The 22,181-nt window shown below is 70.6% G+C and carries 21 protein-coding genes; 15 read left to right on the top strand and 6 right to left on the bottom strand.

The window, feature by feature from the left end; genetic code table 11:
* Positions 1–83: 83 nt before the first annotated feature.
* The 4 genes from ACZ6ZP_RS07010 (at position 84) to ACZ6ZP_RS06995 (ending at position 4,585) form a co-directional block, all read left to right on the top strand.
* Entirely contained in the window at positions 84–998 is a 915-nt protein-coding gene (locus tag ACZ6ZP_RS07010) for a DUF1996 domain-containing protein (RefSeq protein WP_399972890.1), read from the top strand.
* Between the two features lie 104 nt (positions 999–1,102).
* Entirely contained in the window at positions 1,103–1,693 is a 591-nt protein-coding gene (locus ACZ6ZP_RS07005; RefSeq protein ID WP_469405862.1) for a DUF305 domain-containing protein, read from the top strand.
* Between the two features lie 656 nt (positions 1,694–2,349).
* A complete protein-coding gene (gene thrS / locus ACZ6ZP_RS07000) occupies positions 2,350–3,585 on the top strand; it encodes a threonine--tRNA ligase (RefSeq protein WP_469405861.1) in 1,236 nt (411 codons plus the stop codon).
* A gap of 106 nt (positions 3,586–3,691) precedes the next feature.
* Positions 3,692–4,585, top strand: coding sequence for an SDR family NAD(P)-dependent oxidoreductase (locus tag ACZ6ZP_RS06995; protein WP_469406545.1), 894 nt, complete (start codon positions 3,692–3,694; stop codon positions 4,583–4,585).
* Positions 4,586–4,624: 39 nt separating this feature from the next.
* On the opposite strand, the gene ACZ6ZP_RS06990 is transcribed toward ACZ6ZP_RS06995, so the two are convergent.
* Complete coding sequence (locus ACZ6ZP_RS06990; protein WP_469405860.1) at positions 4,625–5,536, bottom strand: LysR family transcriptional regulator; 912 nt, start codon at positions 5,534–5,536, stop codon at positions 4,625–4,627.
* A gap of 217 nt (positions 5,537–5,753) precedes the next feature.
* Here ACZ6ZP_RS06990 and ACZ6ZP_RS06985 point away from each other — a divergent pair, with 217 nt between their 5' ends.
* The 6 genes from ACZ6ZP_RS06985 to ACZ6ZP_RS06960 all read left to right on the top strand — a co-directional run bounded on the left by ACZ6ZP_RS06985 (position 5,754) and on the right by ACZ6ZP_RS06960 (position 11,938).
* On the top strand, positions 5,754–6,749 hold the full coding sequence (locus tag ACZ6ZP_RS06985; protein ID WP_469406544.1) for a fumarylacetoacetate hydrolase family protein: 996 nt from the start codon (positions 5,754–5,756) through the stop codon (positions 6,747–6,749).
* Positions 6,746–7,720, top strand: coding sequence for a cyclase family protein (locus ACZ6ZP_RS06980; protein WP_469405858.1), 975 nt, complete (start codon positions 6,746–6,748; stop codon positions 7,718–7,720). Before ACZ6ZP_RS06985 ends, ACZ6ZP_RS06980 begins: the two co-directional genes overlap by 4 nt.
* Before the next feature lie 25 nt (positions 7,721–7,745).
* A complete protein-coding gene (locus ACZ6ZP_RS06975; protein ID WP_399972882.1) occupies positions 7,746–8,888 on the top strand; it encodes an FAD-dependent oxidoreductase in 1,143 nt (380 codons plus the stop codon).
* Positions 8,889–8,902: 14 nt separating this feature from the next.
* Positions 8,903–9,910 (top strand): amidohydrolase family protein, encoded by a 1,008-nt coding sequence (locus tag ACZ6ZP_RS06970; RefSeq protein ID WP_469406542.1) that lies wholly within the window; start codon positions 8,903–8,905, stop codon positions 9,908–9,910.
* Positions 9,911–9,977: 67 nt separating this feature from the next.
* Positions 9,978–10,910, top strand: coding sequence for a VOC family protein (locus ACZ6ZP_RS06965; RefSeq protein ID WP_469405856.1), 933 nt, complete (start codon positions 9,978–9,980; stop codon positions 10,908–10,910).
* A 50-nt stretch (positions 10,911–10,960) separates the two neighbouring features.
* On the top strand, positions 10,961–11,938 hold the full coding sequence (locus ACZ6ZP_RS06960) for a fumarylacetoacetate hydrolase family protein (RefSeq protein WP_469405854.1): 978 nt from the start codon (positions 10,961–10,963) through the stop codon (positions 11,936–11,938).
* A gap of 9 nt (positions 11,939–11,947) precedes the next feature.
* Here the strand turns inward: ACZ6ZP_RS06960 and ACZ6ZP_RS06955 are convergent, their stop codons facing one another.
* Both ACZ6ZP_RS06955 and ACZ6ZP_RS06950 read right to left on the bottom strand, forming a co-directional pair.
* On the bottom strand, positions 11,948–13,126 hold the full coding sequence (locus ACZ6ZP_RS06955; protein ID WP_469405853.1) for a spore photoproduct lyase family protein: 1,179 nt from the start codon (positions 13,124–13,126) through the stop codon (positions 11,948–11,950).
* A gap of 146 nt (positions 13,127–13,272) precedes the next feature.
* Positions 13,273–13,443, bottom strand: coding sequence for a hydrophobic protein (locus ACZ6ZP_RS06950; RefSeq protein ID WP_351158101.1), 171 nt, complete (start codon positions 13,441–13,443; stop codon positions 13,273–13,275).
* A 235-nt stretch (positions 13,444–13,678) separates the two neighbouring features.
* On the opposite strand from ACZ6ZP_RS06950, the gene ACZ6ZP_RS06945 reads away from it, so the two are divergent.
* Positions 13,679–13,852 carry a CsbD family protein gene (locus ACZ6ZP_RS06945; RefSeq protein ID WP_351158098.1) on the top strand — a complete coding sequence of 58 codons (174 nt, stop codon included), beginning with the start codon at positions 13,679–13,681 and terminating at the stop codon, positions 13,850–13,852.
* 74 nt (positions 13,853–13,926) lie between these two features.
* On the opposite strand, the gene ACZ6ZP_RS06940 is transcribed toward ACZ6ZP_RS06945, so the two are convergent.
* From ACZ6ZP_RS06940 to ACZ6ZP_RS06930, 3 genes are all read right to left on the bottom strand, one after another.
* Positions 13,927–15,312 carry a class I SAM-dependent RNA methyltransferase gene (locus tag ACZ6ZP_RS06940; protein ID WP_351158095.1) on the bottom strand — a complete coding sequence of 462 codons (1,386 nt, stop codon included), beginning with the start codon at positions 15,310–15,312 and terminating at the stop codon, positions 13,927–13,929.
* 113 nt (positions 15,313–15,425) lie between these two features.
* A complete protein-coding gene (locus ACZ6ZP_RS06935; protein WP_351158092.1) occupies positions 15,426–17,480 on the bottom strand; it encodes an APC family permease in 2,055 nt (684 codons plus the stop codon).
* Between the two features lie 61 nt (positions 17,481–17,541).
* Complete coding sequence (locus tag ACZ6ZP_RS06930) at positions 17,542–19,827, bottom strand: MMPL family transporter (RefSeq protein ID WP_469405851.1); 2,286 nt, start codon at positions 19,825–19,827, stop codon at positions 17,542–17,544.
* Positions 19,828–20,032: 205 nt separating this feature from the next.
* On the opposite strand from ACZ6ZP_RS06930, the gene ACZ6ZP_RS06925 reads away from it, so the two are divergent.
* The 4 genes from ACZ6ZP_RS06925 to ACZ6ZP_RS06910 all read left to right on the top strand — a co-directional run bounded on the left by ACZ6ZP_RS06925 (position 20,033) and on the right by ACZ6ZP_RS06910 (position 22,086).
* Positions 20,033–20,362, top strand: a complete 330-nt coding sequence (locus ACZ6ZP_RS06925) for an ArsR/SmtB family transcription factor (RefSeq protein WP_351158086.1) — start codon at positions 20,033–20,035, stop codon at positions 20,360–20,362.
* A complete protein-coding gene (locus ACZ6ZP_RS06920) occupies positions 20,362–20,601 on the top strand; it encodes a hypothetical protein (RefSeq protein WP_351158084.1) in 240 nt (79 codons plus the stop codon). Before ACZ6ZP_RS06925 ends, ACZ6ZP_RS06920 begins: the two co-directional genes overlap by 1 nt.
* A gap of 139 nt (positions 20,602–20,740) precedes the next feature.
* On the top strand, positions 20,741–21,409 hold the full coding sequence (locus tag ACZ6ZP_RS06915; RefSeq protein ID WP_351158081.1) for a potassium channel family protein: 669 nt from the start codon (positions 20,741–20,743) through the stop codon (positions 21,407–21,409).
* On the top strand, positions 21,409–22,086 hold the full coding sequence (locus ACZ6ZP_RS06910) for a potassium channel family protein (RefSeq protein ID WP_160507675.1): 678 nt from the start codon (positions 21,409–21,411) through the stop codon (positions 22,084–22,086). The genes ACZ6ZP_RS06915 and ACZ6ZP_RS06910 overlap by 1 nt, the downstream gene beginning before the upstream one ends.
* Positions 22,087–22,181 lie beyond the last annotated feature (95 nt).

Below are 22,181 nucleotides of genomic sequence, written 5' to 3'. Positions count from 1 at the left end.
CGCGCCGGGACCGCACGCCGAGTCCTCGCACCGGGACTGCTCACGCCGATGTCTCACATCGAATCGAACCGAACGGAGCTCTCGTGACCAGACACCCCGCTCCCCCGAAGCCGGAACCACCCCGCCACCGTCGCCGTCCGCGACTGCCCTTGGCCCTGTTGGCCTTGGCCCTGCCGCTCCTTGGCGTCACCCTCCCCGAGAGCGGCGCGATGGCGGCAGCCGCCCCCAAGGCGGACGTCGTGCGCGTGGCCGAGTTCCTGGCCGAGTGCCCCGCGAGCCACCGCGCGCCGGACGACCCGATCATCTTCCCCGGCCTGCCCGGCGCCTCCCACATGCACAGCTTCTTCGGCAACACCTCGACCGACGCCCACTCCGACCTGAACAGCCTGGACGGTTCCGCGAGCACCTGCGCGCCGGACACCGACCTCTCCGCCTACTGGGTGCCGACCCTGTACGAGGGCAGCACTCCGGTCGAGCCGACCGGCACCACCTTCTACTACCTCGGCGAGGGAGTACGGGACGACATCATCGCCAAGACCCGGCCCCTGCCCCGCGGCCTGCGCATCGTGGCGGGCAACGCCAAGGCCACCGGCCCCGGCGACAACACCATCTCCCGCTGGTCCTGCCTGCACCACGGCGAGGTCGGCTCGTCGCCCGGCTTCGTGAACTGCCCGGCCGGATCGATGCTGGAGTCCTACCTCGACTTCCCGCAGTGCTGGAACGGCAAGGACCTCGACTCCGCGGACCACAAGAGCCACATGTCCTACCCGGTGAACGGCGCCTGCCCCACCACCCACCCGGTTCCGGTGCCCAAGCTCCGGCAGGTCCTGCGCTACCCCGTCAACGGCGACCCGTCGGACCTGCGGCTGGCCTCGGGAGCGGGGTACACGATGCACGGCGACTTCATCAACGTATGGCCCGAGGACGAGATGGAACGCCGGGTGCGGGACTGCATCAGGCCGATCGTCAAATGCGGTGCCGACGGACGTCCGTCCTGACTCACGTACGCGACCCCTCCGACCTCAACTCACCCTCTCCGCAAGCCCCGTGCCCGGCCGGACTCCCCTCCGGCCGGGCACGGGCCCGCCCTCCGGAAGCGCTCATGAAGCCGGCACCCGCTCTCATCACCCCCGCGCTCGGCCTGTTCCTGCCCCTGGCTCTGGTCTCGTCCTTGCTCCTGGCCGGCTGCTCGGAACCGTCCGCCCCGGCCGCCACTCCCACCCCCTCCGCGCGCCCCGCCCTCTCCGGGGCCACCGCCACCGACACCGGCTGGATCCAGTTGCTGATCCCGATGGACGACCAGGCCGGGCAGCTCCTCGAACTCGCCGCCGACCGCGCGTCGGCGCCGGGCCTGGCCACCTGGGCGGTCGAGTGCGCCGAGGACCACGGATCGGAACTCGCCCGGCTACGCGTCCTGTTGCTTCGCATGGGGCTGCCCGACACCAATGTGCACCGGGGCCACGACATGCCCGGCATGGTCACCGAAGCCGACCTCGCCCGGGGCCGTCGGCTGACCGGCGCCGCCTTCGACCGCTTCGTCCTCCAGGAGCTCCGCGACCACCTCGGCCAGTCGCGGCGCGTCTCACGCTCCGCCGCCCGCTCGGCAGGCAGCGGCGAGGTCCGCCGTCTCGCCGCCCGCATCGCCGACACACGCACCGGCCAGCTGAGGGCGTTGCCCCGCGTTCAGGAATGACATAGCACACCGGTTCGGACCAACTCCGCACTTGTGTACGGACGGTGGGGGAAGACGGAGTAGCGTCGGGACCGTGCGATCGGAGCTGCCGTAGGGATGGCGGCCGCCGCGCACGGGGTGGCGACGGCCGCCCCGGGCGCGAGGAACGAGGCTCCCCCTCGTCGCTTCCTCGCGCGGTGCCCTCCATGGGTGAGATGCGGGATTTTCCCACCACGAAGGGCTGCGGCAGGAGCCGCGTCGTCGGTGATGCGGCTCCCGCTGGCCCGCGGGGGTCCACTCGGCGCCGAGCAGGAAGGCGCAGGACGGCTGTCGGTGCGACCACGGAGCTGCGTCCTGACTCCTCGGCCGAGGACAGGACCCCTCCACGCATGATCGGAACAGGCTTCGGACAGCCTGTTTCCCCGGTTCGTCCGCGGCCCCCTTCCCGGCCGCGCCGCGGAAAATACCGAGTCGCCCTCGCCGATCCTCTGTTAGCGTCACCGGCATGAAGCGCGCTGCGATGACGACGACGCCGGAGAGTGTCCCGGCGCGCTGACCGATGTCTCAGTCGAAAGCCCCGGGGCGAGTGCCCCGGGGCTTCGCCGTGCGGTCACTCGCCCGATGTACCCGACGTACGCCATACACCCGACGTACGCGACGTAGGCGAGGAGACCGCCATGCCCGACCGTCACGACCACCGCAGGCTCGGCCGCGAGCTGGACCTGTTCGACACCGACCCGCTGATCGGCGCCGGACTGCCGTACTGGCTGCCCGACGGCGCGGCGGTGCGGCACACCCTGGAGGAGTACATCCGCACCGCCGAGCGGAAGGCGGGGTACCGGCACGTGTACTCACCGGTGCTCGGCAAGCGGGAACTGTACGAGATCTCCGGGCGCTGGTCGCACTACAGCGAGGACATGTTCCCGCCGATGGACCTCGGCGGCGAGCAGGTCGTCCTGCGGCCGAGCCTGTGCCCCCACCACGCGGTGATCTACCGGTCCCGCTCCCACAGCTACCGCGAACTGCCTCTTCGCATGGCCGAGTTGGGCGGCATGTACCGCTCCGAGCTCTCGGGCGTGCTCGGCGGCCTCACCCGGGTCCGGTCCATCCACCTCAACGACGCGCACATCTTCTGCACCCTGGAGCAGGTCGCCGAGGAGGCACGGTCCGCCTTGGAGATGATCCGCCGGGCGTACGAGGACCTCGGCATCACCGCGGCCCGCTACCGCCTCTCCCTGCCGGGACCCGGCGGGAAGTACGTCGCCGCCCCCGAGATGTGGCAGCGGTCCACCGCCCTGCTGACCGACGTCCTCGACCGGTCGGGGCTTCCCTACGAAGCCGTCGAAGGCGAAGCCGCGTTCTACGGCCCCAAGATCGACGTCCAGGTCACCGACGGAGCGGGGCGCGAATCCACCCTGTCCACCGTCCAGGTCGACTTCCACCAGCCCGAGCGGTTCGACCTGCACTACATCGGCGCGGACGGCGCGAAACACCGGCCGGTCATGGTCCACCGCAGCATCATCGGCAGCGTGGAACGAGCCGTCGCCCACCTCATCGAGCAGTACAGCGGCGCCTTCCCCGCCTGGCTCGCCCCCACCCAGCTCGCCGTCCTGCCGCTCTCCGACGCCGAGCGGCCGAACGCCGACGCGTTCGCGCGGCGCTGCGGGGAGCTCGGGCTGCGGGCCGAGATCGCCGGGCCGGAGCGCGGCACCCTGGGGGCCCGCGTCAGAGAGGCCCGCCTGGTGCCCTACCAGGCGGTCATCGGCGCCAAGGAAGCCGCCGACGACCATGTCGCCCTGCGCCTGCGCGGCGGGCGCCGGCTCGACCCGGCGCCCGCCGACGAGGTGCTCGCCCGCATCGGCGCGCTCACCGCCGCGCACAGCACCGACCTGTGGGACGGCTCGCCTTCGTAGGACGGCGGAACAGCGGAGCAACTGAGTCGGAGGCACCTGCCCCCTTGGGGCGCTACGCTCGATGGCGTCCCGGATCGGCGGCTCCCGAGGGGGCAGCGTGTCAACGATGGTGATGACCGGCGGCACTTCGGGCTTCGGAGCGATCGCCGCCGGACGACTGGCGCGGTCGGGCCAGGCCCGGCTCATCCTGGGGTCACGCCGTACGGCACCGGACGGCGATTCGATCCCGCTGGACCTGACGGCGCTCGACTCGGTGCGGGCCTTCGCGGCGGCAGTGCGTGAACGGCTGGGCGGTACTCCGATCGACGCGCTGGTCCTGAACGCAGGCGTGGTCCGTCCCGACACCACCGGCAGAACCGTGGACGGCTTCGAGACGACCTTCGCGGTCAACCACCTCGCGCACCACCTGCTGGTGCGCCTGCTGCTGCCCGCGCTGCGGGAGGGCGCGCTCGTCGTCCTGACGACGAGCGGGACGTACGACCCCGCCACCCGGGCCGGGTTGGCTCCGCCGCGCCACGCCGACGCGGAACTGCTCGCCCACCCCGATCACGATCCCGGCCGCGACCCCAGGCCGCGCAAGGCGGGCGAGCAGGCGTACACCGCGTCCAAGCTGTGCGCCGTCCTCACCGCCCGAACACTGGCCGGGTACCCGACGCGTCGGCTCACCGCGCTCGCCTACGATCCGGGCCAGGTGTTCGGAACAGGCCTGGCCAAGGACCTCTCGTTCCCCCTCCGAACGGCCTGGTCGCTCCTCGGCACGCCGGTACTCGGCCGGCCGCTGCGCAGGCTCAACCCGCACTTCAACACCCGTACGGCGGCCGGGAACACCCTGGCCGACCTGGTTCTCGGCATCGCGAAGCCGCCGGGCGGTCGTCTGCTCGCCGCCCTGCGCCAGGGGCGGCTCACCTGGCCGGAGCTGTCGGAGCTCGCGCGCAGGGACGAGGTGGCGCGAGCGCTGTGGGAGAACAGCGGGAGGCTGGTCGGGCTGCCGGTGCGGTGACGGCGGGGGGCCTGACCGCGGGGCTGCGGAGCTGCGGGCTCAGGACGTCTCCGCGATCCGGGCGCCGGCCTCGGCTGCCGTCTCGCGCAGCCAGATGTGGGCCGCGTCGTGCGTGTGCGCGGGATGCCACCACAGGGCTTCCCTCAACGGCACTGCCTCATACGGTGGTTCGAGGATTCTGACCGGGGCGACCGGTGCCAGCAGCCGGGCGAGCCGTTCCTGGACCAGGGCGATCCGGCGGGTTCCCGCGACCAGGAGCGGCAGGGTCTGGAAGCTGTCCACCGAGACCTCGACGCGCGGCTCGATGCCGAGCATGCCCAACTGCCGTACGGCGGGGGCGTCGTAGGTCCGCTGGTAGGTCACCCACGGCAGCAGCGCGAGGTCGTCGCGGGTGAGGTGATAGCCGACGTCGGGGTGGTCGTCCGCGACGAGGAAGACCCAGCGGTCCTCGTAGAGGTCGGTGGCGGGCAGGTCGTTGACGATGCCGTGCGGCATGAGCAGCCCGTCGGCCGAGCTGAGCAGTACGCCGGTGTCGTCGACGACGGTGGTCGGGGTCTGGGTGAAGCGCAGCCGGATGCCGGGCGCCGACGCGTGCACCGTACGGGCGAGTTCGGCGCCGAAGACGGCGACCGCGTAGTCCGACGCCAGCAGTCTGAACTCCCGGTGCTCCTGGGCCGGGTCGAAGCTGGCCTGGCTGCTGAAGAGGCGGTCGAGGAGGTCGTAGACGGTGGAGGTGCGGTCGAGGAGCACCTGGCCGAGCGCGGTGAGCGTGTAGTGGCCGCCGCTCCTGGCGAGCAGGTCGTCGTCGAAGTGGCGGCGCAGCCGGGCCAGGGCCGCGCTCATGGCGGGCTGGCTGAGGCCGACCCGCTCCCCGGCGCGGGTCACGTTGCGCTCTTCGAGGAGGGCGCGCAGCGCGACGACGAGGTTGAGGTCGAGGCTGGCCAGGTTCATGGGCTCCACCATAAATGCGGTGGATTCCCGGTATCCATAGAATCGATTTCCCTGATCCAGGGTGGCGGGTCCAGATTGGTCACACCGCACTCAGGAGGGCATGTTCGTGAAAGCCGAACCCGCATCCGCTTCTGCTTCCGCATCCGCATCCGCATCCGCAGCTGTATCCGCTTCCGCGTCCGGACCCGCGTCCGCGCTCTTCGCCGGGCCTTTCGCCATCGGCACCCTCTCCGCCTCGGACCGGACCGACCCCTCGGGCTTTCCCGCGCTCGTGACGCCCGAGGGGCAGGCGGCCGACGTACGCGCGGCCTTCGGAGAGCCGGCGCTGACCGTGCGCGGACTGCTCGAACGCTGGGACGAGTTCCTCCCCCGGCTGCGCGCGCTGGCCACCGACGGCGGTGCGGTGCGAAGGCCGCTCGCGGAGTTCCGGGTGCACGCGCCGGTCGAGCCGCGGCAGGTCTTCCAGTCCGGCGCCAACTACCGCAAGCACGTCATCGACCTCCATGTAGCCCACCGCGCCCCGTCGGACGAGCGGTCCGAGGAGGAGCGGCGCGAGGAGGCCGCCGCGCTCATGGACCGGCGGGCGGCCGAGGACCTGCCGTACGTGTTCATCGGCCTGCCGAGTGCGATCACGGGTCCGTACGACGATGTCGTCCTGCCCGCGTGGGCACAACAGCCGGACTGGGAGCTGGAGTTGGCGGCGGTGATTGGACGCCCCGCCCACCAGGTGCCGGTGGACGAAGCGCTGCGGTACGTAGCCGGATACACCATCGCCAACGACCTCACCGACCGGGCGACCGTGTTCCGCCGGGACATGCCGCAGATCGGCACCGACTGGCTGCGCAGCAAGAACGCGCCCGGCTTCACCCCGCTCGGGCCGTGGATCGTGCCCGCCGAATCGATCCCCGATCCGGGTGATCTGCGGGTCACGCTGAAGCTCAACGGCGAGACCATGCAGGACGAGTCCACCAAGGACATGATCTTCGACGTCGCACGCATGGTCTCGTACGCGTCCCAGTCGGCCCAACTCCTGCCCGGTGACGTCGTGTTGACGGGCTCCCCGGCGGGCAACGGCATGCACTGGGGGCGGCTGCTGCGCGACGGCGACGTCATGGACGGCTCCCTCACGGGACTCGGCGCCCAGCGCACCCGATGTGTGGCGCAGAGCGTCCCGGAGCATGTGGCGGCGAGCGCGGCGGAGGTGGCACCGTGACGTCGCGGGACCGCGCCGACTTCACCGACCCGGAGGGCGCGATCGCCCGCACCGCCACGTCGTGCTCCAACTGGGGTCGTTGGGGCGCGGACGACGTGCTCGGCACCCTCAACTTCCTCGACGAGGCCAAGCGGCGGGAGGGCGCGGCACTGGTCCGGCGCGGGGCGAGCTTCTCCCTCTCCCAGCGCTTCGACACGCACGGCCCGCAGCGGGGCTGGCGCCGCCGCAGCAACCCGGTGCACACGATGCTCGACACGGGCGCCGACTTCGCCCTCGGCAACCACCCCTTCCCGCACGGCCTGGGCGGCGCGGACGACGTGATCTCGATGCCGCTCCAGTGCTCGACGCAGTGGGACGGGCTCGGGCACATCTTCGACCACGGCAAGGCGTGGAACGGCCGGGACGCCGCTCGGGTCGTCACCTCCGAGGGCGACCTGGTGACCGGCATCGAGCACATGGCGCCGCACGTCGCCGGGCGCGGGGTGCTCCTCGACGTGGGCCGGGTGATCGGCGACGACGGCGAGCTGCCCGACGGGTTCGCGATCACCGAGGAGCACCTCACCGCGACGGCGGATGCGCACGGGGTCCGGGCCGGGCGCGGCGACATCGTCCTCGTCCGCACGGGGCAGCTGGCCCGCACCCGCCGCGACGGCTGGGGCGACTACGCGGGTGGTCCGGCCCCCGGTCTCTCCTTCACCACCGCGGGCTGGCTGCACGGCACCGAGATGGCCGCGCTCGCCACCGACACCTGGGGTTTCGAGGTGCGGCCCAACGAGTTCGAGCACGCCTTCCAGCCGCTGCACCAGATCGCGATCCCCCACATCGGCCTGCTGATCGGCGAGATGTGGGACCTCGACGCGCTCGCCGACGACTGCGCGGCCGACGGGGTGTACGAGTTCTGGCTCACCGCAGCGCCCCTGCCGATCACCGGCGCCGTAGGCTCCCCGGTCAATCCGGTGGCCGTCAAGTGAGCACAGACACAAGGGAGTTCGCTTCATGAGCGTACGACGCACGGTCCTCGTCATCGGCGGCGGCGCGGCGGGCAACGCCGCCACGATCCTGCTGCGCCGGGCCGGCATGGACGTGGACCTGATCGAGGCCAAGGACGACTGGAACGCCACCGCGGGCTCCGGTATCACCCTCCAGGGCAACGCACTGCGCGTCCTGCGCGAACTCGGCGTGTGGGAGCGGGTGCGGGAGTCCGGCCACGGCTTCGGGTCGGTCGGCATCACGGCGCCGGACGGCACCGTCCTGCACGTCGCCGAGGACGTCCGCACGGGTGGCGACGACCTGCCCGCGACCGTCGGCATCCAGCGCCCGAGGCTCCAGCGCATCCTCATCGAAGCCGTCCGCGCATCCGGCGCCACCGTGCGCCTGGGGACGCGCGCCACCTCCCTGGAGCAGGACGCTTCCGGTGTGACGGTGCGGTTCAGCGACGGCACGACCGGGCGCTACGACCTGGTGATCGCCGCCGACGGCATCGGCTCCACCACCCGCGCCGCGATCGGCATCACCGCCGAACCGGAACCCACCGGCATGGCCATCTGGCGCGTCGAGGCCCCGCGCCCCGAAGGCGTCGTCCGCGCCGACCTGGCCTACGGCGGCCCGTCCTACATAGCCGGGTACTGTCCGACCGGCGACTCGACGCTCTACGCGTTCGTCGTCGAGGCCAAGCGGGACCGCGGCTCGATCCCTCCTCAGTCGTACGCCGACGAGATGCGAGGCATCGCCCGGCACTACGGCGGCTTCTGGCCGGGGATCACCGAGCACATCACCGACCCGGCGAAGGTCAACTACACGTGGTTCGACCGGATGCTGGTGGAGGGCTCCTGGCACCGGGGCCGGGTGGTGCTGGCCGGCGACGCCGCCCACTGCTGCCCGCCCACGCTCGCGCAGGGCGCGGCGCTCTCCCTGGAGGACGCTCTCGTCCTCGCCGAGCTGCTCACCGGCTCCGGCTCCGGCTCCGAGGAGTGGGACGACGCGTTGTTCCTGAGGTACTACGAGCGGCGCATGCGCCGGGTGCGGCCGGTGGTGGAGGCGTCCGTCCAGATCGGGCAGTGGCAGCTGGACGGGGTGCGGGACGCCGACGTACCCGCCCTGATGGGGCGCACCATGGCTTTGCTCAAGGAGCGCCCGTGAGCCCTGTCGGTCCCATGAGCCATCCCGCCGTCCCTACCGTGGACGTGCACGCCCACGTCCTGCTGCCCGAGATCGAGGCACTCGTGGCGGGCCTGCCCGGCCACGCGGAGGCACAGGCACTGGACGCCCGCCGCAACGGCCCGGCCGCCCTGGCCGTCAGCGGCCCCATGGTGCGCGAGCGCGTCCCCCGGCTCACCGACGCCTCCGTACGCCTGACCGCGATGGACGCCCAGGGTGTGGACGTACAACTGGTCAGCCCGTCCCCCTCGCACTACCACTCCTGGACGAACGAGGAGACGGCCGAAAAGGTCTGCCTGCTGGCCAACGAGGCGACGGCGAGGCACTGTTCTGCGGCTCCCGACCGCCTGAAGGGCCTCGGACTGGCGCCGCTTCACCACCCGGAACGGACGGTGGGCGCCCTCGAAAATGCGCTGGAGCAGGGCCTGTTGGGGGTGGAGATCTCCAGCCACGCGCCCGGTCGCGAGCTCTCGGACCCGGCCTACGAACCCTTCTGGTCCCGCGCCGAGGAGACGGGCGCGCTCATCTTCCTGCACCCCTTCGGCTGCACGCTCGACGACCGCCTCGACCGCTGGTATCTGTCCAACACCGTCGGCCAGCCCACCGAGAACGCCGTGGCGCTCTCCCACCTCATCTTCTCCGGCGTCCTGGACCGGCACCCGGAGCTGAGGCTGATCGCGGCGCACGGGGGCGGGTACCTGCCCACGCACATGGGCCGCTCCGACCACGCCTGGTCAACCCGCGCGGACGCGGGCGCGTCCTGCGCCCACGCGCCGAGCACCTACCTCAAGCGGCTCTACTTCGACTCGCTGGTCCACGACCCGTACGTACTGCGCGAGTTGATCCGTGCGGCGGGTGCGGACCGTGTACTCCTCGGCTCCGACTACCCCTTCGACATGGGGTCCGAGGACCCGGTGGGCGCGCTGCGCGCCGCGCGGCTTTCCGAAGCGGACCTCGCCGCCGTGCGCGGCGCAAACGCGGCCCATCTCCTCCAGCTTCAGTGAATCAAGCGAATCCAGTGAATTCAGCAAACTCGGCGAACTCAGTGAACTCAGCGAACGGACTGACATCATGCGCCTGCTCACCCACCTCAGGCACGTAGACCTGGCCGTCCCCGACTACGACAAGCAGCTGGACTTCTACTCCGGCGTCTGGGGCCTGACCAAGGTCGCCGAAGACTCCGGCATCTCCTTCCTGGCCGCAGAGGGCTCACCGGAGCAGTACGTGGTGCGCCTGCGCAAAGCGGACGAGAAGCGCCTGGACCTCGTCTCGTACGGAGCGTCGTCACGGGCGGACGTGGACACGCTGGCCGAGGAACTCACGGCTGCTGGAGTCCAGTTGCTCAGCGATCCGGGCAAGGTCGACACCCCAGGAGGGGGCTACGGCTTCCGGTTCTTCGACGTCGACGGGCGCACCATCGAGGTCTCCGCGGACGTCGAGGTCAGGCGGCACCGCAAGATCGAGGAGAAGGAGGCGATCCCGGTCAAGCTGTCGCACGTGGTCCTCAACTCCCCCGATCTGAACCGGACTCGGGAGTGGTACGAGCGGCACCTGGGCTTCGCCCTGTCGGACACGCTCAGCTCTCCCCACATGGGCGAGGTCATGCACTTCATGCGGATCAGCAACCAGCACCACTCCATGGCCATCGCCCAGGGCCCGCACACGGCCCTGCACCACGTCTCCTTCGAGATGCGCGGCCTGGACGAGTACATGCGCGGCTCGGGCCGTGTCATGCGCGCGGGATTCCGGAAGATCTGGGGTCCGGGCCGGCACATGGCGGGCGACAACACCTTCACGTACTTCCTGGACCCGCACGGCAACACCGTCGAGTACACGACGGAGTTGGAGGCCCTTGACGAGGACACCTGGCACCCGCACGTCTACGACTTCTCCCGCCCCGAGGTCACCGACCAGTGGGGCACGGCCAACCCGATGAACGAACTCGTCGCCAAGGAGTCGTTCAACGACCCCGACCGAGGCGTGTTCATAGCCCCGCCGGTCTGACCCGAACCGCCGGGAGAGACAAGAAGGACAGAGGAGAGAGAGCCGCCCGCATGCGTTTCGCCACGTACGAACACCAGCACCGCACCCGTGTCGCCGTGGTGGAGGAGGACGGCACGCTCCACCCCGTGCCCGGCGCCACCTCCCTGACGGAGCTGATCCGGGCGGGGAACGGCCTGCCGGACCTGCTGCGCGCCGGCGCGAGTGCCCTGTCCCTGGCCGAACCGGCAGGCCCCCACGTGTCCCACGTACGGCTTCTCCCACCCCTCCAGCCCACCTCCATAAGGGACTTCGTCACGTTCGAGGAGCACGTCGAGGGTGTCCGCCGCGCGGTGGACGGCGTGAGCGGCGTGCCCGAGCAGTGGTACGCGGCGCCTACGTTCTACTTCACGAACCCTCACGCGGTGTTCGGCCCCCACGACGACATCCCGATGCCTCCGGGCTCGGCCGTCCTGGACTACGAACTCGAGATCGCGGCGGTCATCGGCAGCAAGGGCCAGGACCTCACCCCGGAGCGGGCCCGCGACCACATCATCGGCTACACCCTCTTCAACGACTGGTCGGCCCGCGATCTCCAGTCGGCCGAGATGAAGGTCGGCCTGGGGCCCTGCAAGGGCAAGGACACCGCCACGGCCCTCGGCCCGTACCTGGTCACGGCCGACGAACTGGAGCCCTACCGCGACGCGGAGGGCTTCCTGCGGCTGGCCCTGACCGCCGAGGTCAACGGCCAGGTCATCGGCAAGGACCTGCTGTCCAACATGAGCTGGACCTTCGAGGAGATGACGGCGTACGCCTCACGCGGCACGGCGGTCCACCCCGGCGACGTCCTGGGTTCGGGCACGTGCGGCAACGGCGGCTGCCTCGCGGAACTCTGGGGCGTACGGGGCGAACAGTCCCCGCCGCCCCTCCGCCCCGGAGACACGGTCACCCTCACGGCGGAGGCCATCGGCACCCTCACGAACAGGGTGGTCCCGGGTCCTGCCCCGCTCCCCCTGCCCACCGGGCGCCGCCGGAGCCGGGAGCGCCCGTGACCCGCCCGCTCAGAAGGCGTACCTGACGCGCAGCCACGGCGCGTGATCGGCGATCAGTTCCTGGATGCGCACCAAGGACTGCTGCTTGATCTCCCTGGCGTAGCGGACGTTGAGGGCGCCGTTCTGGGAGCGCTTGGTCTCCTGGGCGTCCGGCTGCCACAGCACGTCCTCCGCGCGGGGGTGCCAGCCCAGGTTGACCTCGTGGAGCGACTGGTTGTGGGTCAGCATGATGATCTCGGCCGCCGCCTGCTCCTTCACGCGGGCGGGCAGGACGTCGTCGAGATGGTCGAGAAGCTCGGCCCAGTCCCGCTGCCATCCCGGGCGCAGCACGACCGGCGAGAGGTTGAAGTGGACTTCGTACCCGGCGTCGAGGAAGTCGGCTGCCGCGGCGATCCGCTCGTCGACCGGGCTGGTGCGGATGTCGAGGAGGCGGGCGTCGGCGGCCGGCATGAGCGAGAAGCGGACCCGCGTGCGCCCCTGCGGGTCGAGGGCCAGCAGGTCGGGGTTGACGAACTTGGTCGCGAAGGAGGCCTTGGCCGTCGGCAGGCCGCGGAACGCGGCGACGAGATCCGCGGTGTTGTCGCAGACCAGGGCGTCGACGGAGCAGTCGCCGTTCTCGCCGATGTCGTAGACCCATGCCCGGGGGTCGCACTGGTTGGGTTCGGTCTTGGGACCCTGGGCCCGTACGTGGCGGCGGACATGAGCGACGATCGCCTCGATGTTGGTGAACAGCGTGATGGGGTTGGCGAAGCCCTTGCGGCGGGGGACGTAGCAGTAGGCGCATGCCATCGCGCACCCGTTGGAGGGGCCGGGGGCGATCCAGTCGGCCGACCTGCCGTTGGGGCGCGTGGCGAGGGTGTGCTTGACGCCGAGGACGAGCGTCTCGGTCTTGATGCGGACCCACCGGGCGATGTTGCCGTCGTTGCCGTGCAGGGAGGGAATCCGCCAGTGGCTTTCGACCTCGGTCACGCGTACACCCGGCAACCGGGCCATGATCTGCTGACCGCGCGGAGAGTCGAGGGCCGCCCCCTCTGCGTACACCTCCCGCACATCGAGCATCCGCCGTGCCCGCGGACTGTCCCGGAACGCCCCGTGCGCGGCCGACCGCGCCGGTGAGGTGTCCGACCATCCGAAGAGCGCTTGCTGCTCGGGCTCTCCCGGGGCAGGTCCTGCCGCCGACTGATCCATGTGCTGTTCCTTTCCGCACCAAGGATCTCAGCCGCCACGCGGAAAGAGGGGTGGGCCCGGCCGTCCCAGGCCGGGCCCACCCCTCGGACGCACGCACCACTTGTCATGGCGCGGCGCCGTTCCATGTCGCCATCAGGCGAAGCTGATCACCATCGATACCAACGGCCCTTGCGGCCGCCGCCCGCAGCGGGCCGGATCACGAAGCCGAGCAGCCACACCACGAGCACGATGACGGCGATCCACCACAGTGCCTTGAGCGCGAAGCCCGCACCGAAGAGGAGCAGGGCCAGAAGAAGTACCAGAATCAGGGGAACCATTGTTATCAACCTCCAGGCCACCGTGTGCTCTTAACTCCATCTCACAAACACACAAAAGGTGTGTTTCTTTCACAGAGTGCAGGGCATGCGACCGCACCATGGAGTGCCCCGTTCCGCCCCGGCCACACACACCCGGCCGAAGAAGATCGAAGAAGCCCGGGATGTTTGCCGAGCGGCTGAGCGGCCAGGCGGACTGACAGCACATGATGTCGATGCCAAGGGAGCGTGAGCGGACATGACCGCCAACGAGAAGGCCAAGGCAAAGATCGAGCAGGCCACCGGCGCAGCCGCGAAGGCCGCCGGACGCGCGGTGGGCAACGAGAGCCTCACCGCCAAGGGCCACGCCCAGCAGATGAAGGGCGACGCACGCGAGGCCAAGGAAAAGACCAAGGACATCGGCAAGCACTAGCAACACCACCGAATATGCCGGTGGGGCGCCCCCTTTCTCAGGGGGCGCCCCACCGGCATGTGTGATGTGGCAGGTCAGTCGCCCTTCTTCACCGGCTTCGCCGGCTTGATCGGCTCCAGGATCGCCACGCACTCCACGTGGTGCGTCATCGGGAACAGGTCGAACGCCCGCAGCGACCGCACCCGGTAGCCGCCCTCACGGAAGTACGCCACGTCGCGTGCCAGGGCGGCCGGGTCGCAGGCCACGTACGCGATCCTTCGGGCGCCCAGGCCCGCCAGGTGCTTCACCGTCTGCTTGCCCGCGCCCGCGCGCGGCGGGTCGAGGACGATCAGGTCGACCTCGGTGATGCCGGTGCGCGGCAGAGCGGCCTCGACCTTGCCCTGTTCGATGCGGACGCGGTCGAAGGCGGCCAGGTTGTGCCGGGCGTCCTCGACCGCTCGCTTGCCGGACTCGATGCCGAGGACCGCGCCCTGGTCGCCGACCCGGTCGGCGATCGCGCCCGCGAACAGGCCCACGCCGCAGTAGAGGTCCAGGGCCGTCTCGCCCTTGCGGGGCGTCAGGCCCTGCATGACCGCGAGCATCAGCGTCTCCGCGGCCTTCGGGTGGACCTGCCAGAAGCCGCCGTTGCCGACGCGGTAGGTGCGGTTGTCGGCGCGCTCGCGGACGAAGGGGCGGCCGTGGACGCGGTGGACCCCGCCGTCCTGTTCGGCGATGCGCAGCACCGAGACCGGCTTGTCCAGCTCCACGAGGGGCAGGCGCGCGCCCGGCTTCGGCTCCAGGATCACCTGGCGGTCCTGGGAGCCCGTGGCCGCGATGGCCTCGACCGACTCCATGCCGGACCAGTCGTGCTTCTCGATGCCGAGCTCCGAGACACCGGGCGCCGCGATCATGCAGTGCTCGATGGGCTCGACCTCGTGCGAACGGTGGCGGCGCAGGCCCGCGTTGCCGTCGGGGTCCACCGCGTACTGGACGCGCGTGCGCCAGGCCGGGACCTCTCCCCCGGGCAGCTTGTCGCCCTCCGCGGGCAGCACCGTGCCGTCCCAGCCGGCCTCCTCGGGGGTGAGGCCCGCGAGGCGCTGGAGCTGCTCGGTGATGACCTCGCCCTTGAGGCGGCGCTGCGCGCCCGGCTTGGCGTGCTGCCAGTCGCAGCCGCCGCAGCGGCCGGGTCCCGCGTACGGGCAGGGGGCCTCGACGCGGTCCTTGGACGGTTCGAGTACGGTCACCGCGTCCGCGCGCAGGAAGCGGGAGTCCTCGTCGCCGTCGGTCACGCGCGCGACGACCTTCTCGCCGGGGAGCGTGTGGCGGACGAAAAGCACCCGGCCCTCGGCCGTGCGGGCGACGCAGTGGCCGCCGTGCGCGACGGGGCCGACCTCGACCTCGTACTCCTGCCCGACGAGGGAGGTCTCCTGCGAGCCCTCCTTCGAGTTCCCCGCCTGCGATTTCTTCGGTTCTGCCTGCATGGCGGGGTGACTCCACTACGTAAAAGGGGATCGGCCGAAAGAAACGGCCGGACAACAGCCCACCAGTCTACGTGGGTGTCGTCCGGCCGCTCACCAACCGCCCGGGACAAGGGCTAGCCCTTGTTGCCGTTGCTCGGCTCCTTCGGGCGCTTCTCGACCGGGCCCCGCCGCACCGCACCCGGCGCGTTCCACTCCGACCGCTTCCGGGCCCGCTTCTTCGCGGCCTCGGACGAGTCGAGCTGGTAGGGGACGGACGTCACCATCACGCCCGGCGTGAACAGCAGACGTCCCTTGAGGCGGAGCGCGCTCTGGTTGTGCAGCAGGTGCTCGTACCAGTGACCGACCACGTACTCCGGGATGATCACGCTGACCACGTCGCGCGGGCTCTCGCGGCGCAGGTTCTTCACGTACTCGATGATCGGCCGGGTGATCTCGCGGTAGGGCGAGTCGAGGATCTTCAGCGGGACGGTGAGGCCGCGCCGCTCCCACTCGGCCTTGAGGGCCTTGGTCTCCGCCGGGTCGACGTTGATGCTCAGCGCTTCGAGGGTGTCCGAGCGCATCAGCTTGGCGTAGGCCAGGGCGCGCAGCGTCGGGCGGTGGATCTTGGAGACCAGGACGATGGAGTGCACGCGGGAAGGGCGCACGCTGTCGTCGGAGGGGGTGTCCGGGGCGGCGATCTCCTCGGCCACGCGGTCGTAGTGGCGGCGGATCGCGGACATCGTCGCGTAGAAGATGCACATGCCGAGCAGGGCGACCCACGCGCCGTGCGTGAACTTCGTGACGAGTACGACGATCAGGACCATGCCCGTGAAGAAGGCGCCGAAGGTGTTGATCGCCCGCGAGCGGATCATGTGGCGGCGCTTGGCCTGGCCCTTCTCGGTGCGCAGATGGCGGTTCCAGTGCCGGACCATGCCGATCTGGCTGAGCGTGAAGGAGACGAAGACGCCGACGATGTAGAGCTGGATCAGTCGGGTCGAGTCCGCGCCGTAGATGACGACGAGGAGGGCCGCGGCGCCCGCGAGCAGCACGATGCCGTTGGAGAAGGCGAGCCGGTCGCCGCGGGTGTGCAGCTGCCGCGGCAGGTAGCGGTCCTGCGCGAGGATCGAGCCGAGCAGCGGGAAGCCGTTGTACGCCGTGTTGGCCGCGAGGAAGAGGACCAGCGCGGTGGCGGCGGCCAGGACGATGAACAGGAAGCTGCCGTTGCCGAACACGGCCTCGGCGACCTGGGAGATCACCGGGTTCTGGACGTAGTCGGAACCGACCGACGCACCGTTGTGGAACAGGTCCTTGGCCGGGTTCTCGGCCATCCTGACCTTGGTCGTCATGGCCAGCGCGATGATGCCGCAGAACATGGTGACGGCCAGGCCGCCCATCAGGGCCAGGGTGCTCGCCGCGTTCTTGCTCTTGGGCTTGCGGAAGGCCGGGACGCCGTTGCTGATCGCCTCGACGCCGGTGAGCGCGGCACAGCCTGAGGAGAAGGCCCGCAGGAGCAGGAAGACGAGCGCGAAGCCCGCGAGTCCCTGGTGCTCGGGCTTGATCTCGTAGTCCGCGGTGGGCGCCTTCATCGTCTCGTCGAGGACGATGCCCCGGAAGGCACCCCACGCGATCATGAGGAAGACGCCGACGACGAAGACGTACGTCGGGATGGCGAAGAGCTTCCCGGACTCCTTCACGCCGCGCAGGTTCATCAGCGTGAGGAGCACGATGACGGCGACGGCGCAGAGCACCTTGTGCTCGACGACGAACGGGACCGCCGAGCCGAGGTTCTCGATGCCCGAGGAGATCGACACCGCCACGGTCAGGACGTAGTCGACGAGCAGGGCGCTCGCGACGGTGAGCCCGGCCTTGGGGCCGAGGTTGGTGTTGGCGACCTCGTAGTCGCCACCACCACTCGGGTAGGCGTGCACGTTCTGCCGGTACGAAGCGACGACGGTGAACATCAGCACGACGACCGCGACAGCGATCCAGGGGCTGAAGTGGTACGCCGACACACCCGCGATCGAGAGGACGAGGAGCACTTCCCCCGGCGCATAGGCCACGGAGGACAGCGGGTCGGACGCGAACACGGGTAGAGCGATGCGCTTCGGCAGGAGGGTTTCTCCGAGCCGGTCGCTGCGCAGTGCGCGCCCGATGAGGATCCGTTTGGGCACGTCGGTCAGTTTGGACACGCAGAGGATCGTAAGCGTTCGAATGGGTGCCCGCCCACCCACCACCCCCTAACTGCTCCGGTTAGCCACGACGCGCCGCCCGGGGCTCCGCCCAATGCCCGGAAAGCGGACGGTCTTCGGCGGCCTCCGGTGATTCCGGTACCTCCATCGTCCCGTGCGCCCCGTACCGCTCGGCGGCCTGCTCCTCGGCCCTGCGGATCGCGCGGGAGGGCCACCAGGTGGCGCGCCCGAGCAGCAGCAGCGCCGCCGGCAGGATCATGATGCGGATCACGACGGCGTCGAGCAGGACGGCCACCGCGAGGACGAAGCCCATCTGCTTCATCTCCACGATGTGCAGCATCACGAAGCTCGCGAAGACGGTGACCATGACGATCGCCGCGCTGGTGACGACCTTGGCGGAGGAGCCGATGCCCTGGATGACGGCCTGCGGGGTGGGTACGCCGTTCAGCGCGGCCTCCCGGATACGGCTGACCACGAACACCTGATAGTCCATCGAGAGCCCGAAGAGGATCACGAAGAGGAAGAGCGGCACCCGCGAGGAGATCCCGCCGAGCGAGATGAACGAGAGCAGTTCCTCGGCCCACTTGCCCTGGAAGACCAGGACGAGCAGCCCGAGCGCGGACGCGGCGGAGAGCAGGTTGAGCACGATGCCGAGCAGTCCGAGGACGACCGAGCGGAACGCGAAGACCGTCATGGCGAAGGTCATCAGGAGCAGGAAGCCGAGGACGAGCGGCAGCTTCTGGTTCTGGTGCTCCACGTAGTCGGTGCCGCGCGGCACCTCGCCGGTGACGGCGGTCTCGACGCCGGGCAGCTTGCCGACGGTGGCGGGGAGGTGGTCGTCGCGCAGGTGGTCGAGCGAGGCGACGGCCTTCTTGGAGTACGTGGCGTGCGGGGCGTTGAGCTCCAGGGTGGTGGTCCTGCGGTCCTCCGAGGAGCGCAGGAGCGGGGCCTTGGAGGGGTGGGAGAAGAGCGGGTCGGCCGCCGCCCTGCGGTCCAGGTCGCGCAGGGCCCGGGTGACCTCACCGGCCTGCTCGGCCGACGCGCGCACCACGACCTGGTGCCGGATGCGCTGCTCGGGGAAGGCGTCGAGCAGCCGGTCGTAGCCCTGCATCGCCGGGATGTCGCGCGAGAAGCTGTCCCGGGCCGGGTCCTTGAGCTCCATGTTCAGCGCGGGCAGCGCGAGGCCGAGCATGGCCAGGACGGAGAGGCACAGGGTGAGCGCGGGGCGCTTGCGGGCCGGGGCGAGCAGCGCGTTCCAGGCACGTCCGGGCTTCTTCTCGCCGTACGTCTTCACCGGCTTGCCCTGCGCCAGGCGCTTGGCCGCCCTGCGCTCCGCGCGCTTGCCGAGCTTGACCAGGAGCGCGGGAAGCACGGTCACCGAGCTGATCACGGCGACGGCCACCACCAGGATGGTGCCGGTCGCGAGCGAGTCGAAGATGACGTCACCGGCGAGGTAGAGCGTGGCGGTGGAGACGATCACCGCGAGCCCGGAGACCACGATCGCGCGGCCCGCCGTCGCGGCGGCGGCCTCGACGAGCGCCTCCGAGGTGAGACGGCCGCCCGCGCGGGCCCGCTCCTCGCGTTCGCGCTTGAGGTAGAAGAGCGTGTAGTCGACGCCGACGGCCATGCCGATGAGCAGGATCATGTTCATCCCGACGCCGGTGTCGGGCAGCAGGTGCGAGGCCAGCATCGCCAGGCCCATGGTCGCCATGATCGAGGTGACGGCGAGGAGCAGCGGTACGCCGACCATCACCACCGAGCCGAACACCAGGGCGAGCGTGATGAGTGTGATGGGCAGCGTGATCGTCTCGGAGAAGGCGAGGTCCTCGCCCCGCTGGTCGTTGACGCCCTTGCTCACGGACGCGGCGCCGGTCTCCTCGATCACCAGGTCCGGGTGGGCCTTCTCTGCCTGCTCGGTCTGGGCCTGGAGCGGGACGACGTTCTTCTTGCCGTCCTGGTCGGGGCCGTTGAGCTCCACCTGGACCCGCAGCACCCGCCCGTCGGCCGATTCCACCGGCGCCGCCACCGAGGCGACCTCGGGCAGTGACTTCATCCGGGCGGTGATGTCCTTGACGGCGGCGTCGGCGGCCGCCTTGTCGAGCGGCCCCGAACGGGCGCTGATCAGCACCTGCTCCGTGGGCCGCAGCTGGACGCCGCCCTCGGTCGCCAGGGCCTCGGCGCGGCCCGCCTCGCCGACGCGGAAGTCCTCCGAGGTCGCGCTGTTCATGCCGGCGGCGATGCCGCCCCCCAGGCAGAGCACCACGAACACCAGCCAGCCGATGACCGCGCGCCCCGGATGCAGCGCGCTCCACCGGGCCACGCGCACCGTGACCGATCGCTTTCTCATGACCATCCCCGCCCCTTCGCCGTACTCCATACCTTCATGTGTAAGTGGAGACTGACAGGTGAAGGAATGAACCGTCAACTGTTATTCGAGGCTGCGCAGAGGCTGAAGGGGGCAGATTGACAGTGGATCCCGTCATGCGTAAGTCTTGGCTGACAGGTTTCGGGACGCGCGAAGAACAGCGCCAAGACCAGCGAGAAGGCGGGCCATGGACAGCGAAGAGCTGCTCGCCTTCCTCTCCGCCGTCGGCCATGCCCAGCGGATCCGGATCATCACCGAGCTCGCCCCGGGGCAGCTGTACGTCAGCGAACTGGCGCGGCGACTCGGTGTCTCCCGGCCCCTGCTCTACATGCACCTCGAACGTCTGGAGAAGGCCGGTCTCGTCGTCGGCCGCCTGGAGCTCTCCGACGACGGCAAGGCGCTCAAGTACTTCGAACTGGCGCCGTTCGACGTGCGATTGAACGTGGACACGATCCTCGCGGCCGTCCGGGAGGACGCGTCGGACGAGGCCGCACAGCACTCACCAGAGGGGTCTTAATGGACGACGTGATCATCCCGGTCGCCTTCTTCCTGATACTCGCCGGCGCGATCGTGGCCGTCGCCTACTTCCAGACGCAGCGCAACCGCGAGCGCGACCGGCAGTGGGCCGAGGCGATGGAGCAGTACCGCGAGGTCGTCGAGCGCGCCAGGTCCGAGCAGGAGGCGGCGCGGCTGCAGCTGGTCGAGATGGGCTACCGGCTCAAGGCCGTCGAGGGCCTGCTGCGCAGCGTGGACTGAGGAAGCGGCCGGTCCTGAGGACCGGCGGGTGCACGGGGGTGCCCTCCACCGACCGCGCGTGTGTAGCTTGGGCCTCGGTCTGAGACGCTTTTACCGTTCAACCTGAGCAAAAAGTATTGACACAGCCGGAAGGACGGGCGTGCACATCGTCATCATGGGCTGCGGGAGAGTCGGATCCGCTCTCGCGCAAACCCTGGAACAACAGGGGCACACGGTCGCCGTGATCGACCAGGACCCCACCGCCTTCCGCCGTCTGGGCTCCGGCTTCGGCGGCCGCCGCGTCACCGGAATCGGCTTCGACCAGGACACCCTGCGCGAGGCCGGCATCGAGGAGGCGGGCGCCTTCGCCGCGGTGAGCAGCGGCGACAACTCGAACATCATCGCCGCCCGGGTGGCCCGCGAGATGTTCGGCATCGAGAACGTCGCGGCCCGCATCTACGACCCGCGCCGCGCCGAGGTCTACCAGCGCCTGGGCATCCCCACCGTCGCCACGGTCCGCTGGACCGCCGACCAGATGCTGCGCAGGCTGCTGCCCTCCGGGGCCGAGCCGCTGTGGCGCGACCCCACCGGCGGCGTACAGCTCGCCGAGGTGCACGCGTCCGCGTCCTGGATCGGCCACAAGATCAGTGAGCTCCAGGAGGAGACCGGCGTCCGCGTGGCCTTCCTCACCCGGCTGGGCGAGGCGGTCCTGCCGACCTCCCAGACGGTGCTCCAGGAGGGCGACCTGGTGCACGTGATGATGCGCACCGACGAGGTCGAGAAGGTCGAAGCGGCGTTCGCCGAAGGCCCCGAGGAAGGCGGTCAGTGATGAGGGTCGCCATTGCCGGAGCCGGCGCGGTGGGACGTTCCATCGCCGGTGAGCTCCTGGAGAACGGGCACGAGATTCTGCTCATCGACAAGGCGCCGACCGCCATCTCGGTGGAGCGCGTCCCGCAGGCCGAGTGGCTCCTCGCCGACGCCTGCGAGATCACCTCGCTCGACGAGGCGGCGCTCCAGCGCTGCAACGTGGTGATCGCCGCGACCGGCGACGACAAGGTCAACCTCGTCGTCTCGCTGCTCGCCAAGACCGAGTACGGCGTCCCGCGGGTCGTGGCCCGCGTGAACAACCCCAAGAACGAATGGCTCTTCAACGAGTCCTGGGGCGTCGACGTCGCGGTCTCCACCCCGCGCCTGATGTCCGCGCTGGTCGAGGAGGCGGTGAGCGTCGGTGATCTCGTCCGTCTGCTGCGCTTCAGCCACGGCGACGCGAACCTCGTCGAGCTGACCCTGCCGCCCGAGTCGGCTCTCGCGGGCACGCAGGTCGGCGACGTCGAGTGGCCCGAGGACACCTCGCTGGTGACGATCATCCGCGGCACGCGCGTCCTCGCGCCGACCGCGGACGACTCCCTGGAGGCGGGCGACGAGCTCCTCTTCGTGGCCGCCCAGGCCCGCGAGGAGCAGCTGGAGGACCTCCTGTCGGTCCGCCGGGAGGACGCGGCCAGCTAGCCGTCGCGCCTGCTTGTACGTGGAGGGGGGGGGGGGGGGGGGGGCCGGGGCGGCCCCCCCCCCGCCCCACCCCCACCACGCGCACGCGGGGCGGG

This window comes from Streptomyces sp. NPDC054047 (assembly GCF_055585065.1).
The sequence above is the reverse complement of the archived record's forward strand: the minus strand, read 5'-3'. Positions and strand labels throughout refer to the sequence as shown.